The sequence below is a fragment of the Candidatus Pantoea rara genome, from assembly GCF_051136265.1.
GTDB lineage: Bacteria > Pseudomonadota > Gammaproteobacteria > Enterobacterales > Enterobacteriaceae > Pantoea > Pantoea rara.
Map to the genome: position 1 here is coordinate 2,145,227 of NZ_CP194942.1, position 22,588 is coordinate 2,167,814.

At 56.7% G+C, this 22,588-nt stretch carries 21 protein-coding genes; 16 read left to right on the forward strand and 5 right to left on the reverse strand.

Going from position 1 to position 22,588, the window contains the following annotated elements:
• Positions 1 to 51: 51 nt before the first annotated feature.
• From ACR8BF_RS10080 to ACR8BF_RS10090, 3 genes are all read left to right on the forward strand, one after another.
• Positions 52 to 1,755: a ribulokinase gene (locus tag ACR8BF_RS10080; RefSeq protein WP_292992637.1), complete on the forward strand. Its 1,704-nt coding sequence runs from the start codon at positions 52 to 54 to the stop codon at positions 1,753 to 1,755.
• Positions 1,756 to 1,894: 139 nt separating this feature from the next.
• Positions 1,895 to 3,394, forward strand: coding sequence for an L-arabinose isomerase (gene araA, locus ACR8BF_RS10085; protein ID WP_179895828.1), 1,500 nt, complete (start codon positions 1,895 to 1,897; stop codon positions 3,392 to 3,394).
• Between the two features lie 592 nt (positions 3,395 to 3,986).
• Positions 3,987 to 4,454, forward strand: a complete 468-nt coding sequence (locus ACR8BF_RS10090) for a GNAT family N-acetyltransferase (RefSeq protein WP_434744893.1) — start codon at positions 3,987 to 3,989, stop codon at positions 4,452 to 4,454.
• 43 nt (positions 4,455 to 4,497) lie between these two features.
• Here the strand turns inward: ACR8BF_RS10090 and yjfF are convergent, their stop codons facing one another.
• The 4 genes from yjfF to ytfQ form a co-directional block, all read right to left on the reverse strand.
• Complete coding sequence (yjfF, locus tag ACR8BF_RS10095; protein ID WP_179895830.1) at positions 4,498 to 5,484, reverse strand: galactofuranose ABC transporter, permease protein YjfF; 987 nt, start codon at positions 5,482 to 5,484, stop codon at positions 4,498 to 4,500.
• Positions 5,481 to 6,497, reverse strand: coding sequence for a galactofuranose ABC transporter, ATP-binding protein YtfT (ytfT, locus tag ACR8BF_RS10100; protein WP_292992645.1), 1,017 nt, complete (start codon positions 6,495 to 6,497; stop codon positions 5,481 to 5,483). Before ytfT ends, yjfF begins: the two co-directional genes overlap by 4 nt.
• The gene (locus ACR8BF_RS10105; RefSeq protein WP_179895832.1) at positions 6,490 to 8,010 is read right to left on the reverse strand and encodes a sugar ABC transporter ATP-binding protein; all 1,521 of its coding nucleotides are present in this window, start codon (positions 8,008 to 8,010) and stop codon (positions 6,490 to 6,492) included. Before ACR8BF_RS10105 ends, ytfT begins: the two co-directional genes overlap by 8 nt.
• Before the next feature lie 76 nt (positions 8,011 to 8,086).
• Positions 8,087 to 9,043, reverse strand: coding sequence for a galactofuranose ABC transporter, galactofuranose-binding protein YtfQ (gene ytfQ, locus ACR8BF_RS10110; protein WP_090961336.1), 957 nt, complete (start codon positions 9,041 to 9,043; stop codon positions 8,087 to 8,089).
• Between the two features lie 216 nt (positions 9,044 to 9,259).
• Here ytfQ and ACR8BF_RS10115 point away from each other — a divergent pair, with 216 nt between their 5' ends.
• The 13 genes from ACR8BF_RS10115 to ACR8BF_RS10175 all read left to right on the forward strand — a co-directional run bounded on the left by ACR8BF_RS10115 (position 9,260) and on the right by ACR8BF_RS10175 (position 21,326).
• Positions 9,260 to 9,454 carry a hypothetical protein gene (locus ACR8BF_RS10115; protein ID WP_434744894.1) on the forward strand — a complete coding sequence of 65 codons (195 nt, stop codon included), beginning with the start codon at positions 9,260 to 9,262 and terminating at the stop codon, positions 9,452 to 9,454.
• A 274-nt stretch (positions 9,455 to 9,728) separates the two neighbouring features.
• Positions 9,729 to 9,944, forward strand: a complete 216-nt coding sequence (gene ydgT / locus ACR8BF_RS10120; RefSeq protein ID WP_179897057.1) for a transcription modulator YdgT — start codon at positions 9,729 to 9,731, stop codon at positions 9,942 to 9,944.
• A 110-nt stretch (positions 9,945 to 10,054) separates the two neighbouring features.
• Positions 10,055 to 10,498, forward strand: a complete 444-nt coding sequence (locus ACR8BF_RS10125) for a DUF2569 domain-containing protein (RefSeq protein WP_275770274.1) — start codon at positions 10,055 to 10,057, stop codon at positions 10,496 to 10,498.
• A gap of 123 nt (positions 10,499 to 10,621) precedes the next feature.
• Entirely contained in the window at positions 10,622 to 11,203 is a 582-nt protein-coding gene (rsxA, locus tag ACR8BF_RS10130) for an electron transport complex subunit RsxA (protein ID WP_136198741.1), read from the forward strand.
• Positions 11,203 to 11,781, forward strand: coding sequence for an electron transport complex subunit RsxB (gene rsxB / locus ACR8BF_RS10135; RefSeq protein ID WP_434744895.1), 579 nt, complete (start codon positions 11,203 to 11,205; stop codon positions 11,779 to 11,781). The genes rsxA and rsxB overlap by 1 nt, the downstream gene beginning before the upstream one ends.
• On the forward strand, positions 11,774 to 14,482 hold the full coding sequence (gene rsxC, locus ACR8BF_RS10140) for an electron transport complex subunit RsxC (RefSeq protein ID WP_434744896.1): 2,709 nt from the start codon (positions 11,774 to 11,776) through the stop codon (positions 14,480 to 14,482). The genes rsxB and rsxC overlap by 8 nt, the downstream gene beginning before the upstream one ends.
• A complete protein-coding gene (gene rsxD / locus ACR8BF_RS10145; RefSeq protein WP_292992658.1) occupies positions 14,483 to 15,541 on the forward strand; it encodes an electron transport complex subunit RsxD in 1,059 nt (352 codons plus the stop codon).
• A gap of 3 nt (positions 15,542 to 15,544) precedes the next feature.
• Entirely contained in the window at positions 15,545 to 16,177 is a 633-nt protein-coding gene (gene rsxG / locus ACR8BF_RS10150; protein ID WP_292992660.1) for an electron transport complex subunit RsxG, read from the forward strand.
• Positions 16,170 to 16,874: an electron transport complex subunit E gene (locus ACR8BF_RS10155; protein ID WP_003849003.1), complete on the forward strand. Its 705-nt coding sequence runs from the start codon at positions 16,170 to 16,172 to the stop codon at positions 16,872 to 16,874. The genes rsxG and ACR8BF_RS10155 overlap by 8 nt, the downstream gene beginning before the upstream one ends.
• Positions 16,871 to 17,503 (forward strand): endonuclease III, encoded by a 633-nt coding sequence (nth, locus tag ACR8BF_RS10160; RefSeq protein WP_061062392.1) that lies wholly within the window; start codon positions 16,871 to 16,873, stop codon positions 17,501 to 17,503. The genes ACR8BF_RS10155 and nth overlap by 4 nt, the downstream gene beginning before the upstream one ends.
• A 205-nt stretch (positions 17,504 to 17,708) precedes the next feature.
• The gene (locus ACR8BF_RS10165) at positions 17,709 to 18,428 is read left to right on the forward strand and encodes an HPP family protein (RefSeq protein ID WP_292993049.1); all 720 of its coding nucleotides are present in this window, start codon (positions 17,709 to 17,711) and stop codon (positions 18,426 to 18,428) included.
• A gap of 233 nt (positions 18,429 to 18,661) precedes the next feature.
• The gene (locus tag ACR8BF_RS10170; RefSeq protein ID WP_292992667.1) at positions 18,662 to 20,005 is read left to right on the forward strand and encodes an MFS transporter; all 1,344 of its coding nucleotides are present in this window, start codon (positions 18,662 to 18,664) and stop codon (positions 20,003 to 20,005) included.
• Positions 19,983 to 21,326, forward strand: coding sequence for an enolase C-terminal domain-like protein (locus ACR8BF_RS10175; RefSeq protein ID WP_434744897.1), 1,344 nt, complete (start codon positions 19,983 to 19,985; stop codon positions 21,324 to 21,326). Before ACR8BF_RS10170 ends, ACR8BF_RS10175 begins: the two co-directional genes overlap by 23 nt.
• Before the next feature lie 39 nt (positions 21,327 to 21,365).
• Here ACR8BF_RS10175 and ACR8BF_RS10180 read toward each other — a convergent pair whose 3' ends face one another.
• Complete coding sequence (locus ACR8BF_RS10180; RefSeq protein WP_434744898.1) at positions 21,366 to 22,061, reverse strand: CTP synthase C-terminal region-related (seleno)protein; 696 nt, start codon at positions 22,059 to 22,061, stop codon at positions 21,366 to 21,368.
• Between the last annotated feature and the right edge of the window lie 527 nt (positions 22,062 to 22,588).

The window sequence follows — 22,588 nt, forward strand, 5'->3', positions numbered from 1 at the left end:
TTGGCGCGCCGAACCCAGGATACAGGAGTTAACTAACTACAGGAGATTCCGATGCGTGCTGGAGCCATCACCCTTGGGCTGGACTTTGGTAGTGATTCGGTGCGTGCGCTGGCCGTGGATTGTCATAGCGGCAAAGAGCTGCAGAGTGCGGTGTTCAGCTATCCGCGCTGGCAACAGGGCTTATACAGCGATCCGCACACTAACCGTTTTCGTCACCATCCACAGGATTACATCGACGCTATGGAGCAGGCGCTGCTCGGCGTGCTGAATGCACTGAGCGAAGATCAGCGCAATGCCGTGGTCGGCATTGGCGTTGACAGTACCGGCTCAACGCCGGCGCCTATCGACCGCGACGGCAATGTGCTGGCGTTGCGTCCGGAGTTCGCTGAGAACCCCAACGCGATGTTCGTGTTGTGGAAAGATCATACTGCTATAGAAGAAGCGGAAGAGATTAATCAGCTTTGCCACAGCGGCCGCTTCGAGGATTACAGCCGCTACATCGGCGGCATTTACTCCTCGGAGTGGTTCTGGGCGAAGATTCTGCACGTGTCGCGTGAAGATGCGGCCGTGCGTGAAGCCGCCGTCTCTTGGGTGGAGCTGTGCGACTGGGTGCCTGCCCTGTTAAGCGGCACCACCGCGCCAGAGAAGCTGCGTCGTGGCCGTTGTGCCGCGGGGCATAAAGCGCTATGGCATGACGACTGGAACGGCCTGCCCGATGTCGATTTCCTTAATGCGCTCGACCCGCTGTTAACCCAGCAGCTCGACTCCCCTCTGTTTACGGATACCTGGACCGCTGATGTGCCGGTCGGCACGCTCAGTCCGGAATGGGCGAAGCGTCTTGGCCTGACCCAAACCGTTACCCTCTCCGGTGGCGCATTTGACTGTCATATGGGCGCCGTGGGTGGCGGTGCCAAACCTTATACGCTGGTGAAAGTGATTGGCACCTCAACCTGCGACATCCTGATTGCTGATGCGGAAAAGGTCGGCGACCGCGATATCAAGGGTATCTGTGGTCAGGTCGATGGCAGCGTCGTACCTGGCGCTATCGGGCTGGAAGCAGGTCAGTCTGCCTTTGGTGATATCTATGCCTGGTTCAGCCGCTTACTGGGCTGGCCATTGCAGCTGGCGGCCCAGCAGCATCCGGCGCTGAAACCTCAGCTGGCTGAGATGCAAAAGAATCTGATTAAGGATCTCACCGAGGCCTGGGCTGCCAATCCGCAGCTCGACCATCTGCCGGTGGTGCTGGACTGGTTTAACGGTCGCCGCACACCGAATGCGAATCAGCGTCTGAAAGGGGTGATTACCGACCTGAATCTGGGCACCGATGCCCCTGCACTGTTTGGTGGTCTGGTCGCGGCAACCGCATTTGGCGCCCGCGCCATTATGGAGTGCTTCGAGCAGCAGCAGATCCCGGTCGAGAGCATTCTGACCCTTGGCGGCATCGCGCGAAAATCTCCGGCGATTATGCAGGCCTGCTGCGATGTGATGAACCGGCCACTGGATATCGTCGCCTCTGACGAGTGCTGTGCTCTGGGTGCGGCCATTTTCGCTGCCGTTGCCGCCGGTGTTCACGCCAGCGTCCCGGATGCTCAGCAGGTCATGGCCAGTCCGATTGCCGTAACGCTGCAGCCCGATCCGGCGCGCGTCGCCCGCTATCAACAACTGTATCAACGCTATCAACAATGGTGCGTGACGGCTGAACCGCAATACGCCGCTCGCCCCGCTTCCGCGACGAGCCTGGCCCAACAGGCGTAATTGTTGCAGGCAGTCTGGACACGGACAGCGCGGAGCAACCAGGTGTACACGGCGTACGTGAGGATTGTGAGCACTGTCCAGGTTCAGAATGACAAATAAAATAGCCTATTAGGGTAGGCTCAAAGTAAAGGAGTGGTTTATGGAACAGTCAAACAGCTACAGCGTGTGGTTTGTCATCGGCACGCAGCACCTCTATGGGGCAGAGACGTTACGCCAGGTTGAACAGAATGCCCGTCAGGTTGTCGACGGTTTAAATCAGGCGGGTTTACCACTACGTCTGGAGCTGAAACCGCTGGTGAAATCACCGGATGAAGCGCTGGCCCTGTGCCGCGACGCAAACTACGACAAGCAGTGTGTCGGGATCATTACCTGGCTGCACACTTTCTCCCCGGCCAAAATGTGGATCGGCGGCCTGAGCGTACTGAATAAGCCGCTGCTGCAATTCCATACCCAGTTCAATGCCGAGATCCCGTGGGACAGCATGGACATGGACTTTATGAACCTGAACCAGACCGCGCACGGCGGCCGTGAGTTCGGTTTCATCGGCGCGCGCATGGGCCTGCAGCACAGCGTGGTGACCGGTCACTGGCAAGACAGCGCCAGCCAGCAGCGTCTGGGCAACTGGATGCGGGCGGCTCTGGCTAAACAGGCCAGCCAGCAGCTGAAAGTCGCCCGTTTTGGCGACAACATGCGTGAAGTGGCCGTGACCGAAGGCGATAAAGTCGCCGCACAGATTCAGTTCGGTTATTCAGTAAATGGCTGGGGCGTTGGCGATCTGGTTGAGGTGATCAACGGCGTCAGCGATGGCGACGTGAACGCGCTGATCGACGAATATGAAAGCCTTTATCGCTTTACCGATGTCGCCGCGTCTGGCGGTGAAAAGCGTCAGAACGTGCTGGATGCTGCACGTATCGAACTCGGTCTGAAACGTTTTCTGGAAGCAGAGGGCTGCCACGCCTTCACCACTAACTTCCAGACGCTGCACGGCATGACGCAGTTACCTGGTCTGGCCGTTCAGCGCCTGATGGGTCAGGGTTATGGCTTCGCAGGCGAAGGAGACTGGAAAACCGCTGCCCTGCTGCGCATTTTCAAAGTGCTGGCCGGCGATCGTAAAGGTGGCACCTCATTTATGGAGGATTACACCTATCACTTCTCACCGGGCAACGATTTAGTGCTTGGCTCACACATGCTGGAAGTCTGCCCGTCGATTGCCATTGAAGAGAAACCCTTAATCGATGTGCAGTTCCTGGGCATTGGTGATAAAGCCGATCCGGCACGTATGATTTTCTCCACGCCAGCCGGTCGTGCGGTTAACGCCAGCGTGATTGATATGGGCGATCGTTTCCGTCTGCTGGTTAACGTGGTGGATGCTATCGAACAGCCGAAACCGCTGCCGAAGTTGCCGGTTGCGCGCGCACTGTGGAAAGCGCAGCCATCACTGGCGACCGCCTCCGAAGCGTGGATTCTGGGCGGCGGCGCACACCATACGGTGTTCAGTCAGGCGCTGACGCTGGAGGATATGTATCTGTACGGTGAGATGAACGACATTGAAGTGCTGGTGATTGATGAGCACACGCGTTTGCCTGCGTTTAAAGACGCGCTGCGCTGGAACGAAGCGTACTACCGTCTGAAACGTTAATTAGCGATCATTGGCGCCTTAGGACTCTTTAAAAGATAGTTTCAGGGAAGGTAAGGCGCCGTTTGGTAGAAAATTAGTGCAATTCAGTCGGAAATGGCGGGCGTTGCGTAAAGACGCCGTAAATACATCCCTGTAGGCTCTGCCGCCGCATCCATGCGGCGGACGCTTTACTCCACTGCCCGCCATCCCCTCCTTAATTTTGCATTTTTGCGAATATTCAAAAACTCAGCATAATCAGCATGTAATAAAAGCCCTTACTGGGAAAGTCCCATTTCGCTGCAACTGTGCACTCCATTATTTCAATTTCGCACTGCCCTTTACAGCAATGATTAAGCCCAACCGGGAAGGAATGGCATGCCTGAAGAGCAAAGCGTCCGCGCCAGGGATGGCGCGGCCGATCCGCATGGATGCGGGAATCCTTTGCGATCAGGCATACCTTTCCTGACCTTACACCTGAATCCCATAGCGATTGTTTTCCCGGTAATACATAAGAGCACCGGTCTCTTTGCTAAAACTCAACTCTTTCATCATCTTGCACTTTCTCCCACCAGCCTGTATTGCTACATACCTGATAAAACAAGGTGCCAACGCCATGCAAATTGCCGATCTGAACCAGCATCCTGACTACGCCCCACAAACCGCACAACTGCTGCACACCGAATGGTCACATCTTCCTGCATGGTCGCATCAGCCCACCATCCTTGCGCGTTTAACAAAACGGAATCAGACCGGCTCGTCGGAATTTACCCTCGTCGCCACATCGGACGGCAAAACGGTTATCGCGACCTGTAGCGTCATCCGTTATGAACTGGACGACATCGCGGCAAGGGAATACTGGATTGGCGAAGTAGTGACGGATAAGAAATTCAGGGGCCAGGGCGTGGCGAAAGCCTTAATCCAGCAAGCGATTGCCCGGGCAAAACACCAGCAGATTGGCGAGTTCTGGCTCTATACACCCGATCAACAGGCGTACTATCAGCGTTCAGGCTGGCAGGCGGTGGAACAGCGGCACATCGCGGGTGAAGAAGTCACGGTGATGGTGTTGCATCTGACGCAGTAAAAGGCGGCTCCTGAGAGCCGCCATTAATCAGAATCCGCAATACTCAGCCAGGGATGCGTTTGACGGGTGCGTTCTGCTGACGATCCCAGATCACCGTCAGTAACCGCTGCAGCGCGATAAACGCAAACAGCAGAATCCCGATGGCGATCTTGGTCCACCACGAACTCAGCGTGCCGTCAAAGTTAATCCAGGTCTGAATCAGTCCCTGAATTAACACGCCAAACAGTGTACCCAGCACAGTTCCTACGCCACCCGACAACAACGTGCCGCCAATCACCACTGACGCAATCGCATCCAGCTCCACACCCAGCCCGGCCAGCGCATAACCTGCCGAGGTATAGATAGAGAACACAATGCCCGCCAGCGTTGCCAGCGTGGTGGAAAGCATATAAATCTTAATGGTCGTCGCACGGGTTGAAACACCCATCAACTGAGCGGACGTCATATTGCCGCCGATAGCGTAAACCCGGTTACCAAAGCGCGTGCGATGCGCCAGAATAATCCCGCCAAACACCACCACCAGCATAATCACGGCCAGCAGGCTAAGACGCCCTCCACCCGGCACTTTCCACGCCAGACTTGAAAGCAGGGTATAGAACGGATGATCGATTGGAATCGAGTTCTCGGACACCAGATAGCTGCAGCCGCGCAGGAAAAACATCCCCGCCAGCGTAATGATAAAGGCCGGGATCTTCAGTGCATCAATCAGCCAGCCCATCATGGCACCGAACAGCGCACCCAGTGACAGAATCAGCGCAAACGCGAGCAGCGGATCGACATGGAAATCACCAATTGCTCGCGCCAGAAACACACCGGTAAACGCAATGACTGCGCCGACTGACAGATCGATACCACCGGATAAAATCACAAAGGTCATGCCGACGGCGATAATGCCGAGGAAAGCGTTATCGGTCAGGATATTGCAGATGACCCGGGTGGAGGCAAAGCCTGGAAACTGACTCAGACAAAAAAGGTAACCCGCGACAAACACCAGCAAGGTGATCATCAGCGGAAGATGACGTTTGATCATGTCGGGCGTCTCCGTTTCAACATCGCAATAAACCGCGGTGACTGCAGCAACAGCACGCACATCACCACCACCGCTTTCACGACCTGATTCAGCTCAGGCGGGAAGCCAGAAAGCAAAATCCCGGTATTCATCGACTGAATAATCAGTGCGCCAATCAGCGACAACACCAGATTAAAGCGCCCCCCCATCAAAGATGCCCCACCAATGACCACGGCGAGAATTGCATCCAGCTCCAGCCATAAACCCGCGTTATTGGCATCCGCACCGCGAATATCTGCTGCGACGATCAGACCCGCGACGGCGGCACAGACGCCACTGATCGCATAAGTGGACATTACGACCAGCCAGCCCGTCACACCCGCATTGCGCGCAGCGCGCAGGTTAATCCCCACGGCTTCGATAAACAGACCCAGCGCGGTTTTGCGCGTCAGCAGCCAGACGGCCAGCGCCACCACCAGCGTAATCCAGACCGGCACCGGCAACATCCATAGTGAGCCATTACCAAACCAGCCAAGACTGTCGCTATCGAAGGTCACAATCTGTCCCTGAGTAATCAACTGAGCGATACCGCGTCCGGCCACCATCAGAATCAGCGTGGCAACAAATGGCTGAATCCGCAGCAGCGCCACCAGCACCCCATTCCACAAACCACAGGCTAAACCGGTGCCCAGCGTGCAGAGAATAATAAACGGCACACCGTGCCCGGCCACGGTGAGTGTGGCGGCCGTCGCGCCCGCTATCGCCATCACCGCCCCCACGGAAAGATCGATGCCGCCAGTCGCGATCACCAGCGTCATCCCAATCGCCAGCAGGGCAACCGGTGCCGCACGGTTAAGAATATCGATTGGACTGCCGAACAGACGACCATCCTGCAGATGCACCGCAAAAAAGTTACTGGCCACCAGACTGTCGATCAACAGCACCAGCAGCAGCGCGGCGATTTGCGGCATCCCTGGCGGGAGTTTTAGCTTACGACGTGGCGTTTTTTCAGATGTCATAGGAGACTCAAGCATGTTTTGCCCCTCCGTCTGCGATAGCATTGACGATCGACGCCACGGATAGCTGCTCCAGCGGAATTTCAGCCACCTGCTTCAGATCGCGCATGATCAACACCCGATCGGCATAACCGACCAGCTCTTCGAGTTCAGAGGAGATCACCAGCAGCGCCAGGCCATCAGCGCACAGGGATTCAATTAAACGGATAATTTCGGCGTGCGCGCCCACATCAATACCGCGCGTCGGTTCGTCGAGGATTAAAAACTGGGGTTTAGTGACCAGCCAGCGCGACAGTAACACCTTCTGCTGATTGCCGCCCGATAACAGCTCCACCGGCTGCTCTGCATGCGGCGTGCGAATGCCCAGACTTTTGATAAAACGATCGGCAATCGCCTGCTGTTCACGCTTCTTAATCGGCCGTAACCAGCCGCGTTGCGCCTGCAGTGCCAGAATAATATTTTCGCGCACGGAGGCCGCACCAATAATCCCGTCAGTCTTACGATCCTCCGGGCAAAAACCCATGCCGAGTTGTGACGCTTTCGCCGGGTTGGTAATGCGCTGCACTTTGCCTTTGATCTTCGCAGTTCCGCGATCGGCACGACGAATACCAAATAATACCTCGGCAGTTTCGGTACGGCCTGAACCCAGCAGACCGGCCAGACCGACGACCTCACCGGGACGTACCGACAGGTTAAAGGGTTCAATGGTGCCCTTCCTGCCGTAATCTTCAAACGACACGACCGGCTGATTGCTACGCAGCGTACTGCCCTGACGTTGTAACGCCGTCTCCAGCAGTTCGCGACCCAGCATCAGCTTAATCAGTTCAATCTGCGGCAGCGTGGCAGTATCGCGGGTGGCGATAAACTGCCCGTTGCGCAGTACGGTAATCCGGTCAGTAATGCGGTACACCTGGTCGAGAAAGTGGGTCACAAAAATCAGGCTCATCCCCCTGGCTTTTAACTGCGCCATCAGGGTAAACAGCATCTCAACTTCGCTGGCATCCAGACTGGCTGTCGGCTCATCGAGGATCAGCACCTGGGCCGACAGATCCACCGCGCGGCAGATGGCGATAATTTGCTGCATCGCCACCGAGTAGTGGCCAAGCGGGCGCGTCACATCAAGGGAAAAACCGTAGTTCCGCATCAGTGCATCGGCATCGCGCACCATCTTCCGACGGTCGATCATGCCAAAGCGGCGCGGCTCACGGCCAATATAGAGGTTATCCGCCACCGACATGTTCGGCAGCATATTCACTTCCTGATAGACGGTGCCGATGCCCATTTCCTGCGCCTGCGCCGTATTATGCGGCGTAATGGGCTCTCCATTCAGGGTGATCGTGCCCGCATCGCGCGTGTAAACCCCGGTCAGCACTTTAATCAGGGTGGATTTGCCCGCGCCGTTCTCGCCCAGCAGCGCCATGATCTCCCCTTTACGGATATCAAAGGAAACATTGCTCAGCGCTTTGACGCCGGGAAACCCTTTGCTGACGCCGCTGATAGATAACAGCGGTGTTTCATTTTGCGTGGTCATTCTGCTCACTCCGCCTTACGTCATGAAAAACCGCCCCGTAGGGCGGTCTGCGGCTGGTCTGTGGCGGGTCTGTGAATCAGTAACCCATACCATTTTTCTTATCCAGCTCCTTCTGCGCATCAGCAGGCAGGAACAGCTTCGACTCGGTCTTGATCACTTTTGGCGGCAGCGTGCCATCTTTCTTGAATTTTTCCAGCGCATCAAACGCCGGGCCAGCCATATCTGGCGTCAGCTCGACGTTGGCGTTAGCCTCACCCGCCAGCATCGCTTTATAGATATCCGGTACACCATCAATTGAGCCGGTAAGAATATCTTTGCCTGGTTTCAGGCCCGCTTCTTTAATCGCCTGGATGGCACCGATCGCCATGTCATCGTTATGCGCGTAAACCATGCAGATGTTTTTGCCGTTGTTCTCTGCCTTGATAAAGCTCTCCATCACCTCTTTACCTTTACTGCGGGTAAAGTCACCCGACTGCGAGCGAATCACTTTAATATTTGGATGGTTGCTGATCGCCTCGGCAAAGCCTTTCTTACGGTCGATCGCCACGCTGGCACCCACTGTGCCCTGCAGTTCCACGACGTTACACTGTTTGTCGCCCACGGTTTTCACCAGCCAGTCGCCAATCAGTTTGCCTTCCAGCACGTTGTCCGCCGTCACCACCGCCTGATACAACGATTTGTCTTTCACCACGATGGCGCGGTCCAGCAGGTAAACCGGGATTTTGGCATCTTTGGCTTCTTCCAGGACCGGCTCCCAGCCAGTCTGTACAACAGGCGCAATAAAGATGGCATCAACGCCCTGTGCGATGAACGAGCGTACGGCTTTGATCTGGTTCTCTTGTTTCTGCTGTCCATCGGCGATTTTCAGGGTGATTCCGCGTTTTTTGGCTTCGCTTTTCGCTACGTTGGTTTCCGCTGAGCGCCAGCCAGATTCCGAACCGACCTGCGAGAAGCCGACCGTCATATCTGCGGCAAGTACCGGGCCGGTTAACGCGGCGCTGACCAGCGTGGTCAGAAGTAAACGTTTCCACATAGTTTTTAATCCTCTGAAAGGCGTTTGCTGTTTAGGGTAGAGAGCCTGCTTAGACTGGACTAAAAAAGGGTGCATAATGGCGACATACTTCACAAAATAGAGCAATTTAAAGGAGTTACGTGCAGAGTCGCGGGTTCGCTGGCTGGGGTATTATGGATAAAACGGCTGATTAAAATGACAATGCCCGTTAAATAATTGTAATAAACAGAATCGCTTATGTTTATCGCCACTGGAAACGATTACAGCCAGGCGTACAAAACGGGTTATCCGGCTTACGATGAACAAAAAATGGGATTTGTGATTGCCCGCACAGTCGTCAGCGGCTTCAGGGCAGGAGCGAAACGTTTCTATGGCAGAGGTTCCCGAACGGTCAAATTTCCCGCGATAAAAACGTCAGAAAGAAGACGCTGACTCCCTGTCCAGTCCGAATGAAATAAAAATAATGTTTTAACTCTACGGTAAACGATTTATTCGCGTACTCTGCTTCCGGTGCCAGTCAGGTATTTAAAGCAAATACCCTGAGTTAACGACCCAAATAACAGTAAAAAAGCCAGATATGGACTTTTAGTGACGAATAAGGTGCTTTTGTCTGATTTTCGGCTTTTTTCATCTGCATGATCTGGACAGCTTAAGCCTGCCCCCTATACTGAGCACTCCTTTGTTACTTCTATCTCTTATGGCAATGATGACTGCGCACGATTACCTGCTTAAATTCCGCAAAGTAAATAATACAGACAGTCTGGAAAAGCTTTTCGATCATCTGAATTATTCCCTGACGAATGATCTGGAAATCATCAATATGTACCGGGCTGCCGACCATCGGCGCGCTGAACTGGCCTCTGGCGGTCGGTTATATGATCTGGGCTGTGTTCCTAAAACGGTGTGGCGCTACGTAGTCTGATCTCAGACTGATTCATCACCTCTTTTACCGCTGACCTTGTCCGGATGGGCGCGCCCCTCTGGACATGTTATTCTGCTGCGCTTCGACTCCCCGAGACAGGAATAACCACGATGAATGAACAGGTTGCTGCGCCGCGTATTGGTGGCTGGCTTTTGCTGCCGCTGGCCTGGCTGATAATGACCCTGTTAACCACCGTTCTGGTGCTGGCGATGTATCTGACACCCCTGTTTAATCCGGAATGGCGTGTCGCGCTGTTTTCTCACGGCAGCACACTCTTCTCTTACTGGGCCATTTCTCTGCTCACCGCTGTGGCGGTCTGGGCCTATAGTCTCTGGATCAGCTGGCTGTTCCTGAAGCGCTCCCGCCGCCTGCCGCGCCATTATCTGCTCTGGCTGCTTATTACCGTGCTACTGGCGCTGAAAACTTTTGCTTTCACGCCAGTCGCTGATAGCCGGGCCCTCCAGACATTACTGCTGTCACTGCTGGCCGCTGCGGTGTTTGTGCCCTATTTTAAACGCTCAGAACGGGTAAAAAAGACCTTTATCGCGCCCTGATGTGGTGAGTTGTGTCAGGAATTTAATTCTGAGTGCGGTCTGCCGCCTTGCGGGTGGCGCGGGTGTTGAGATACGTCGCGCTATCAATGATAATAAGCCGCTTTCTGGCTCCCAGGCGAAAAAATGACCGATTATCTGCTTCTCTTTGTTGGCACCGTGCTGGTGAATAACTTCGTATTAGTGAAGTTTCTCGGCCTTTGTCCCTTTATGGGCGTTTCCAAAAAACTGGAAACGGCGATTGGCATGGGCCTCGCCACGACATTCGTGATCACCCTGGCCTCGATCTGCGCCTGGCTGGTCAACCATCTGATCCTGCTGCCGCTGGACCTGGTCTATCTGCGGACCATGGCGTATATCCTGGTCATCGCTGTTGTGGTGCAGTTCACCGAGATGGTAGTGCGTAAAACCAGCCCGTCGCTCTATCGCCTGCTGGGTATCTTTCTGCCGCTGATTACCACCAACTGTGCGGTACTGGGTGTGCCTCTGCTGAGCGTCAACCTTAACCACACCTTTATGCAGGCCGCGCTGTATGGTTTCAGCGCTTCAATCGGCTTCTCGCTGGTGATGGTGCTGTTCGCCGGTATGCGTGAGCGCCTGGTGCTGGCGAATGTTCCTGCCCCGTTTAAAGGCAACTCCATCGCCCTGATTACTGCGGGCCTGATGGCGCTGGCATTTATGGGCTTCACCGGCTTGGTGAAATTCTGATGACCGCGATCTGGATTGCTGTTGCGGTATTAAGTGCGCTGAGCCTGGTGTTCGGTGCCCTGCTGGGTTACGCCTCGCGCCGCTTTGAAGTGGAAGAAGATCCTATCGTTGAGCAGATTGATGCCATTCTGCCGCAGAGCCAGTGCGGCCAGTGCGGCTATCCTGGCTGCCGTCCTTATGCGGATGCGGTCGGCAACAACGGTGAAGCGATCAATAAATGCGCGCCAGGCGGTGAGCAGACCATGCTCAAGCTGGCTGCGCTGCTCAACGTGGAACCGCAGCCGATTGATGGTGATGAAACGGCGAAAGAGCCGGTACGTACCGTCGCCTTTATTGATGAGGCCAACTGCATTGGCTGCACCAAATGTATTCAGGCCTGTCCGGTAGATGCGATTGTCGGGGCAACCCGCGCCATGCACACTGTGCTGAGCGATGTCTGCACCGGCTGCGATCTCTGTGTGGCACCCTGCCCGACTGACTGTATTGAGATGCGTCCGGTTGAAACCACACCAGCTAGCTGGAAGTGGGATTTGAATACCATTCCTGTACGGGTGATCCCGGTAAAAACTCATGCTTAATCTGTTTAACTTCCTGAAAAAAGAGAAGGTCTGGGATTTTCAGGGGGGTATTCATCCGCCGGAAATGAAAACCCAGTCCAACGGCACGCCGCTCAGCGAACTGCCGTTGCCGCACCGTTTTATTATTCCGCTGAAACAGCATATCGGACACGAAGGTGAGATCTGCGTTACGCCTGGCGACCATGTGCTGCGCGGTCAGCCTCTGACGTTTGGCACGGGCCGTATGCTGCCGGTCCATGCGCCTACCTCCGGCGTGATTGAAGATATTGGTCAGCATATGACCGCGCATCCATCGGGGCTGTCCGAGCTTTGCATTTTCCTGACGCCTGATGGCGATGACCGCTGGATGCCGCTCGATCCGTTGCCTGACTACCGTCAGCATCCGCGCACGGATGTTGTACAGCGTATTCACGACGCGGGCATCGCGGGCCTGGGCGGTGCGGGATTCCCTACTGCCACCAAACTGAAAGGCGGCCTGCGCGGCGTTAAAACCCTGATTATCAATGCGGCCGAGTGCGAGCCTTATATCACCGCTGACGATCGCCTGATGCAGGACTACGCCGCCGAAGTGCTGGAAGGCAGCCGCATTCTTGCCTGGGTGCTCCAGGCCGAGCGGGTGATGATTGGCATTGAAGATAATAAACCTGAAGCGATCGCTGCGCTGAAACAGGCGCTGGGTAGCGAGCGCGACCTGCAAATCCGGGTGATTCCGACCAAATATCCTTCCGGCGGTGCCAAGCAGCTGACCCGCATTCTGACCGGCATGGAAGTACCGCACGGCGGACGCTCCACTGATATCGGTGTGCTGATGCAGAACGTCGGCACCGCCTGGGCTGTTAAACGGGCCATTATCAATGGTGAGCCGATTACTGAGCGCGTGGTGACACTGACCGGCGAGGCAATTGCACAGCCGCGTAACGTCTGGAGTCGTCTCGGCACCCCAATTAGCCATCTGCTGCACCACGTCGGATTTACACCTGCACCGCGTCAGATGGTGATTATGGGCGGTCCGCTGATGGGCTTTACTCTGCCATCGCTGGATGTGCCGGTGGTGAAGATCACCAACTGTATTCTTGCCCCCTCTGCCAGTGAGATGGGCAACAACGACGAAGAGCAGTCGTGCATTCGCTGCTCCGCCTGTGCCGATGCCTGTCCGGCTAAACTGCTGCCACAGCAGCTTTACTGGTTCAGCCAGGGCGGCGATCACGATAAAGCGCGTTCACACCATATTGATGATTGCATCGAATGTGGCGCCTGCGCCTATGTCTGCCCGAGTAACATTCCGCTGGTACAATATTACCGTCAGGAAAAAGCGGAACTGCGCGCCATCGATCTGGAAGCGAAACGCACGCTGGAAGCCAAAGCACGCTTTGAAGCGCGTCAGGCACGACTGGAGCGTGAGAAGCAGGCCCGCGAAGCGCGTCATGAAGAGGCGAAACAGCGTGTGGCCCGCACAGATACCCGTGAACTGGCGGCTGCAAAAGCGCGAGTGAAAGCCCGCCAGACCCCTGAGCCGGATGAGGCAACCCTTGACGCTCAGCGTGAAGCCCGCCATGCGCAGGCGCGTCTGCGTCAGGCCGAGGCCCAGGCTGAAACCCAGCCGGTAACGCGTCAGTCCATCGATCCCCGTAAAGCGGCGGTTGAAGCAGCCATTGCCCGGGCGAAAGCGAAGAAAGTCACGCCGGCTGATGCAGTAGAGAACGGGGCTGAAGCCAGCGTCGATCCGCGCAAAGCCGCTGTCGAAGCCGCCGTTGCCCGTGCCAAAGCGAAGAAGGCCGCGCAGGCTGAAGGCAATGAGGCGACGCCTCCGGCTGCACCGGTGAGCGTTACAGACGCCGCCGCGGAGACCGACCCGCGTAAAGCCGCCGTTCAGGCCGCCATCGCCCGTGCCAAAGCGAAGAAAGCGGCACAGGCTGAAGGCAATGAGGCGATGCCTCCGGCTGCACCGGATAGCGTTCCAGAAGCCGCGCCAGACGCCGCCGCGGAGACCGACCCGCGTAAAGCCGCCGTTCAGGCCGCCATCGCCCGTGCCAAAGCGAAGAAAGCCGCGCAGGCTGAAGGCAATGAGGCCACGCCTCCGGCTGCACCGGATAGCGTTCCAGACGCCGCCGCGGAGACCGACCCGCGTAAAGCCGCCGTTCAGGCCGCTATCGCCCGTGCCAAAGCGAAGAAAGCGGCGCAGGCTGAAGGCAATGAAGCGACGCCCCCGGCTGCACCGGATAGCGTTCCAGAAGCCGCTTCAGACGCCGCCGCGGAGACCGACCCGCGTAAAGCCGCCGTTCAGGCCGCCATCGCCCGTGCCAAAGCGAAGAAAGCCGCACAGGCTGAAGGCAGCAATGAGGCCACGCCTCCGGCTGCACCGGATAGCGTTCCAGAAGTTGCTTCAGACGCCGCCGCGGAGACCGACCCGCGTAAAGCCGCGATTCAGGCCGCCATCGCCCGCGCCAAAGCGAAGAAAGCGGCACAGGCTGAAAGTGACGCGGATGCGGCTTCACGCGACGCTGCAGCACTGGCCACTGCTGCACACTTTGCAGTAGAGAATGCGGAGCAGGCTCAGGAACAGGCCAATAACGCTAATGCTGAACCTGAACAGGCACCTGAACTGAATCAACCCGATGATGCGCGCAAAGCCGCTATTGCTGCCGCCATCGCCCGTGCCAAAGCGCGTAAAGCGCAGTCGTCTACGACGCTTGAGGATTAAATGGCTTTTCGTATCGCAAGTTCTCCCTACACCCATAATCGCCGCAGCACTGGAAACATCATGCTGCTGGTGGTGCTGGCCGCGGTGCCGGGTTTTGCTGCACAGTGTTATTTCTTTGGCTACGGCACCTTTTTGCAGGTTTTACTGGCAACGCTGACCGCCTGGCTGACGGAAGCGGCAATTTTACGGCTGCGCAAAGCGCCGGTCGCCAGCACGCTGGCGGATAACTCCGCGTTGCTGACCGCCGTCCTGATCGGTATCAGCCTGCCACCGCTGGCACCCTGGTGGCTGGTGGTGATCGGTACGTTGTTTGCAGTCGTCATTGCTAAACAGCTTTATGGCGGGCTGGGCCAGAACCCGTTTAACCCGGCGATGGTCGGCTATGTGGTGTTGCTGATCTCCTTCCCGGTACAGATGACCAGCTGGTTGCCGCCTGACACCCTTCAGGCGATCAAGCCCGGACTGATGGACAGTCTGAGCATGGTATTCCACGGCCACACGCTGGCGGGCGAAACGATGCAGCAGTTGCAGATGGGTGTGGATGGCATTAGCCAGGCGACACCGCTTGATACCTTTAAAACCGGTTTACGCGCCGGGCACAGCGCCGGACAGCTGCTGGCCCAGCCGATCTACAGCGGCGTGCTGGCGGGCCTTGGCTGGCAGTGGGTTAACGTCGGTTATCTGGCGGGTGGCCTGTTCCTGCTGTGGAAAAGTGCGATTCGCTGGCACATTCCTGCTGCCATGCTGCTGTCACTGGCGTTCTGCGCCACGCTGGGCGTGTTCTTCTCACCGGAATCGCTGAACAGCCCGCTGATTCACCTGTTCTCCGGTGCCACCATGCTGGGCGCGTTCTTTATTGCCACCGACCCGGTGACTGCCTCCACCACCAACCGGGGTCGCCTGATCTATGGTGCGCTGATTGGGCTGCTGGTCTGGCTGATCCGCAGCTTTGGCGGTTATCCCGATGGCGTGGCATTTGCTGTGCTGCTGGCAAACATCTGCGTGCCGCTCATCGATTACTACACCCAGCCGCGCGTTTACGGCCATCAGAAGGAGTAAGCGATGCTGGAGACGATTCGCAAAAATGGGGTCACGCTGGCGATTTTCGCTGCGATTACTACGGCAGCGACGGCGGTAGTCAACACCGTCACCAGGCCGACGGTGGAACATCAGACCCTGCTGCAGCAGAAAAACCTGCTGGATCAGGTAGTCCCCACCGACCTTTATGACAATAACATCCAGCAGGATTGTTACGTTGTCACAGATGCTGCACTGGGCAATAATGCCCCGCACCATCTCTTTCTGGCGCGTAAAGGCGGCCAGCCGGTCGCTGCCGCACTGGAGACAACTGCGCCTGACGGCTATTCTGGTGCGATACAGATGCTGGTCGGTGCTGATTTCCAGGGTAAAGTACTGGGCGTGCGGGTGGTCGAACACCATGAGACGCCTGGCCTGGGCGATAAGATCGAATTACGCATCTCTGACTGGATCAACAGCTTCAATGGCAAAGTGGTTCATGGTCCGGCGGATAAAGCGTTTGCGGTTAAGAAAGATGGCGGCGACTTTGATCAATTCACCGGCGCCACCATTACCCCACGCGCGGTGGTCAATGCGACCAAACGCACCGCGCTGTTGATGAAAACGCTTCCGGAGAGACTCTCTTCGTTACCGGCATGTGGAGACGCAAATGAGTGAAGCTAAAAGTCTGCTGGTGGGTGGACTGTGGAAGAACAACTCGGCACTGGTGCAGCTGCTGGGCCTCTGCCCGCTGCTGGCGGTCACGGCGACGGCAACCAATGCGCTGGGTTTAGGTCTGGCTACCACGCTGGTGCTGACCCTGACCAACAGTTTTATTTCGGCCTCGCGCCGCTGGGTGCCGTCAGAAATCCGTATCCCGATTTATGTGATGATCATCGCCTCGGTGGTGAGCTGCGTGCAGATGCTTATCAACGCCTATGCCTACGGTCTCTATCAGTCGCTGGGGATTTTTATTCCGCTGATCGTGACCAACTGCATCGTGGTGGGCCGTGCGGAAGCGGTCGCCTCTAAAAGCAGTATCCCGCTTGCCGCGCTCGATGGCTTCGCCATCGGTATGGGCGCGACCTGCGCCATGGTGGTGCTGGGTTCGCTGCGTGAAATCATCGGCAGTGGCACGCTGTTTAACGGTGCCGATCAGTTGCTTGGCCCGTGGGCGAAATCGCTGCGTATCGAAGTGGTGCATTTCGATTCACCCATGCTGCTGGCGATGCTGCCGCCTGGCGCGTTTATTGGCCTGGGCATGATGCTGGCGGGTAAATACCTGATCGATCAGAAGATGAAACAGCGGGCAGCCCTGCGTGCTCAGGCTGCTGAAAACGCGGCACCTCAGAACGCCGTCGGGAAGCCGGTGTGAACCAGACTAAACGCACCGAGATTCTTCATCGCCTGCAGCAGAACAATCCGCATCCCACCACCGAGCTGAACTTCAGCTCGCCGTTTGAGCTGCTGATTGCAGTACTGCTCTCGGCGCAGGCGACCGATGTCAGCGTCAACAAAGCCACCGCAAAGCTTTATCCGGTGGCAAATACGCCTGCCGCGATGCTGGCGCTGGGCGTGGATGGCGTAAAGGAATACATCAAAACTATCGGCCTGTTTAACAGCAAAGCGGAAAATGTGATTAAGACCTGTCGCATTCTGCTTGAGCAGCACAACGGCGAAGTGCCGGAAGATCGTGCGGCGCTGGAAGCCCTGCCCGGTGTGGGTCGTAAAACTGCCAATGTGGTGCTGAATACCGCCTTTGGCTGGCCGACAATTGCTGTTGATACTCACATCTTCCGCGTCAGCAACCGGACAAAATTTGCGCCGGGTAAGAATGTGGAAGAGGTGGAGCAGAAGCTGCTGAAGGTGGTTCCGGCCGCCTATAAGGTTGACTGCCACCACTGGCTGATTCTGCATGGCCGCTACACCTGCGTGGCGCGTAAGCCGCGCTGCGGCGCCTGCCTGATTGAAGATCTTTGCGAGTATCCCGATAAAGTCGAGTGATTCGCCTGACTGACCCGCTGCGGCGGGTTTTTTATTGTCTGGTTAAACCCTCTGCAACCCTCTTTCAAGCCTGACGCCCCTTTTCGCTGCGCGCGCTGGCTCGCCTGAATACCTCTACAGTTTGTCGGGTTGTTACATTGATGTTGATGATGGAAAATCGCCGCCCCTGACGATAAGAAAATGTTATGACACGGTGAGTAAAGTAATGATCAAAGGTTCTACTGCAGAGAGGCATCCGCTGCACCTGTTTCTGGCACGATTCTGGCCACATCCGCTGACAGTAAGCAAAAAGCATGTGGTGATTGCCGGACTGGGTGCGGGCATTGGCCTGGTGCTGACCAGTCTGCTGAGTCACTGGATGTTGGGGGAGCTGAATCTGTGGTTTGTCGCGCCCGTAGGTGCTTCGGCGGTTTTACTCTTTGGTCTGCCCGCCAGTCCGCTGGCGCAGCCGTGGGCGATAGTCGGCGGCAACACCCTGTCCGCACTGGCGGGCGTCACCGTCAGCCAGCTTATCCCCGATCCGGCGATTGCCTGCGGCGTCGCGGCCTGCGTGGCGATCCTGTTGATGTTCCAGCTGCGCTGTCTGCATCCGCCCGGCGGCGCCGTGGCACTGACCGCTATTCTGGGCGGGCCTTCAGTGCAGCAACTGGGTTATCAGTTTGTCCTTACGCCGATCCTGCTTAACTCGCTGACTCTGGCGCTCCTGGCTCTGCTGCTTAATAATCTGGCCGGTCGCCGCTATCCCCACCCGCTGGCGCCTCAGGAAATTAAACCTGATCCGGTCGCCATGCCGGTCCCGTTGACGCGTGCTGATTTGCATCAGGCTTTACAGGACGGTGAACTGCTGGATATTGATGAGGATGATTTGCAGGCACTGCTGCTGCGTGCGGAAGAGATTGCCCAGCGCCGTCAGGTTAGCGGCTGAAGCCTGTCTGCTGTGACTGTCGGTACTCCGCTCTTCTCCTGACGTCAGCGGGCTGACGACGTTGATCGCTGCCACACTTTTGCTTAGCCGCTTCGCCCACTCCACCCCGTAACATATTGATAACACAATCGTCCAGGCCGGACGCCCATCGGGTCCTGGGCGAATGCCCATAGAGTTGCCCTTTTGCGCGCCCTACACTTTGCTCTTCTTTACGTTTCTTACGAGGAAGACCGATGGATAGCGCTTTGTCCCCGCAGCACGATGAGCTGATCGCCTCCGCCATCAAAAAGTTCTTCACCCATATCATCCCCATGCTGGTGGTGATGCTGATCATTAACCAGATCGACCGCGCGAATATAGGCTTTATCAAGGCGGAACTGCGCACCGATGCCGGGATCAGCGCGGCGGCCTTTGGTCTGGGTGCGGGCCTGTTTTTTATCGGCTATGCGCTGTTTGAGGTCCCCAGTAACCTGATGATGAAGCGCTTCGGTGCCCGCGTCTGGCTGACACGCATCATGATTACCTGGGGATTCGTGGTGGTCATAACGGGTTTCGTCACCTCACCCATCCAGTTTTACCTGCTGCGTTTTTTACTCGGCGTGGCGGAAGCAGGCTTCTTTCCCGGCGTACTGTTCTATTTCCGCCAGTGGGTCCCGAATGCCTGGCGTGGCCGGGCCACTGCGATGGTGCTGAGTGCCACCGCGGGCGCCTTCCTCTTTTCCGGGCCGATCACTGGCGCCATTCTGATGATGCACGATTTTTTAGGCATTGCCGGCTGGAAATGGGTGATGTTTCTCGAAGGCGGTGCCTCCGTGCTGGTCGGTATTCTCGCCGCATGGGTACTGGTGTCACGCCCCGGCGACGCACGCTGGCTGAGCGATGCGGAAAAACAGGCGCTGGTACTGCAGCTGAATAATGAAGAGGCACAGCGTGACGAGCTTAACCGCGCGCCCGGTAAAATGTCGCTGTTACGCAATCGCAGCCTGCTGTTCTTCTGCGCCATCTTCTTCACCATGACCATGACAGGCTATACGCTGGTGTTCTGGCTGCCGCAGATTATTCAGCGTATTCAGGGCTTCAGCAGTTTTGGCATCGGCATTCTTACCGCCGTGCCCTGGCTTTGCGCCATTATTGCCATCAACCTGCTGAGTCGCTTTTCAGACCGCCACCGCGACAAACTCGATAAAGCGCTGGGCGTCGCGATGCTGGTCGCGGCCTGCGGCACCTTTATGGCTACACTGGGTTCCCCATGGTTTGGCTTCCTGGCGATGATCGTGGCCTGTATCGGCTCGAAAGTCAGCGCCACCTTTTTCTGGCCGATGCCGCAGGGAGAACTGCCCGCCTCGATTGTTGCGCCTGGGATTGCGCTGGTGAACTCTGTTGGTAACCTTGGCGGCTTCTTCGCACCGACAGTGTTTGGCTATCTGGAGATGAAGACCGGCTCCACCACCGGCGGCCTCTATGCCCTGACCAGCGTCTCGCTGCTGACCGGACTCTGGCTGCTGCTGCGCCGCAAGCCGTCCCCGCCTTCCCTTGATCCTATGGAGAATCAACATGTCAGACAGTCCAGTCATTAAAACAATGCGGGTCGTGCCCGTCGCCGGATATGACAGCATGCTGCTGAACATTGGCGGTGCGCACAACTGCTACTTTACCCGCATCCTGGTGATCCTGACCGATTCCGCAGGCCGTACCGGCGTCGGTGAAAGTCCCTGCCACGCTTCAACGCTGGCGCTGCTGGCGCGCTTTCGTCCGCAGATTGAGGGCAGCGACCTGCTCCGGCTGAATGCCACCGTCGCCACGCTATTTGCCAGCGACGCACGACACCAGCAGACCGCGCATACCGACGACATTCATATTCCGCAGATGAATCCGGAGAAGTTTTATAACGCCACCGCGGCCATTGAAGCCGCGCTGCTTGACCTGTTGGGTCAGCACCAGAATCTGCCGGTTGCTGAATTGCTCGCCAGCGGTAAACAGCGCGATCGGGTGCCCGTCCTCGGCTATCTGTTCTATATCGCCGACCGTAACCTGACCAGCATGAACTATCAGGCGGGCCACGCTGGCGGTGATGCCTGGCTGCAACTGCGTCATGAGAAAGCGATGGATACGGACGGCGTAGTGCGGCTGGCGGAGGCGGCAGCCGATCGCTATGGCTTCCGGGATTTTAAACTGAAGGGCGGCGTACATCATGCCGAAGTGGAAGTGGAGACGGTTAACGCCCTGCTGACACGTTTTCCTCAGGCGCGGGTAACGGTTGATCCCAATGCCAGCTGGTCGCTGGATGAGGCTATCTATTATGGCAAACAGCTGGCGGGCCGTATTCCCTATCTGGAAGACCCCTGCGGCGCGGAGCAGGGCTATTCCGGCAGGGAAACGCTGGCGGAGTTTAAGCGAGCCACGGGTATTCCGGTCGCCACCAATATGATCGCCAATGACTGGCGACAGCTGCAGCATGCCTTACAGCTTAATGCCATCGACATCCCGCTGGCCGACCCGCATTTCTGGACGATGCGTAACGCACATACCGTGGCGCAGTTGTGTCATGAATGGGGCCTGACAACCGGCTGCCACTCAAACAACCATTTTGATGTGTCACTGGCAATGGTGGCGCATCTGGGGGCCGCGGCACCGGGCGATCGACTGACTGCGTTTGATACCCACTGGATCTGGCAGGATGGCCAGCAGCTGACGCAGCATGCGCCGCAGATTCGGAATGGCTTTCTGGAACTGCCTGAGGGGCCCGGGCTGGGTATTACTCTGAATATGGCGCGGGTCGAAGCTGCTCATGAACTCTACAATTCGCTGCCCGATAAAAACCGAAACGACGCGCTGGGCATGCAGTTTCTGATTGATAACTGGTCATTTAACGCAAAACGCCCGGCCCTGTTACGCTGATCAATGCCATCCTGTGACACTGTCACAGGATGGCAGCGTTTATCGTTGCGCCAGCGCAGCCTGCATCCAGGCAATCACCAGCGGAGAGTCTTTTTCCTGCAGTGCCGCGCGCTCAGACTGGAACAGCGTGGCCACATAGAAAGGATGAGCAGGTAGCTCCACGCCGCGTACGTCACCGGCTTCATCCCAGGCGGTAATGTGCAGCGTGTTATCGCCCAGCGCGTCACTGAATTCCGGGTTAACGCCAAAGTTACAGTGGTAGCCCTCATCGCTTTCCAGCGTCCCGTAAGCCTGAGCGATACGGGAACCCGCTTCAAATCTTACCCTGCCGCGCTGCTCCACCAGCGAGCAACTCAGCGGGGCAATGACCTTCCGTCCGCCGGTGTCAGTTTCAGCATGACTGGCATCGTGCCAGCCCAGTACGTTGCGTGCATACTCGATCACCGCATACTGGAATCCCCCACAGGAACCCAGCAAAGGTTTCCCGGTCTCCCGCGCCCAGCGAAGGGTGTCAAAGACACCTTCATCGTTACGATAAGGACTGCCAGGCACGACCCAGACCGCATCACTGCGCGTAAGGTCTGTTTCATTCAGTTGGTCGGTGGCTATCCAGTCCGCCTCAACGGGGATGTTCAGCCAGCGGGCAGCACGTTCAATAGCAAGGGGAATGGCCTGATGGGCAACCGCATCGGCGCGGTAGTCACCAACGAGAGATAAACGCAGGGGAGACGACATGAACTGATCCTTCTGGGGGAAATTGAGAGGTTACCGGAATGTTAATTTCCTGTCGAGCGAGAGATTTCGTGGCGGCGTATTGATAAGTTTTTTAACACGACTGCGCCGGTTTTCACCGGCAGGCGGTGTCTGTTTTCTCTTCCTGCCTGTTGTGATCCCCCCTTTGCTCCCGTGCCAGGCCGCGCGACGCAATCGATTTCTTTTTTTCCTTTCAGAATTAAATCATCTCTTTGTGCGCAGGATCGCTGTTTGACTGTTTTTCCGGCAATCACGGGCGGGTAATGTCTGATAATTCGTCACATTGGCTGTGAATTAGCCAGTGGCCTGCTATTAATGCTGCCTGTTTATTATTCAACAACCGATTTATCTGGTTAACCCCGTATTAGCAGTTAATGTTAATACTCTCCAGCGTGCGGTGATTATACAGAGTATCTGAACTGATATTTTTGTTCGGCTCAACATTTAAAACCAATTAACAGTTTATTATAAGTTTTTTAACCCAACATTTCTGAACCTGACGGGTTGTC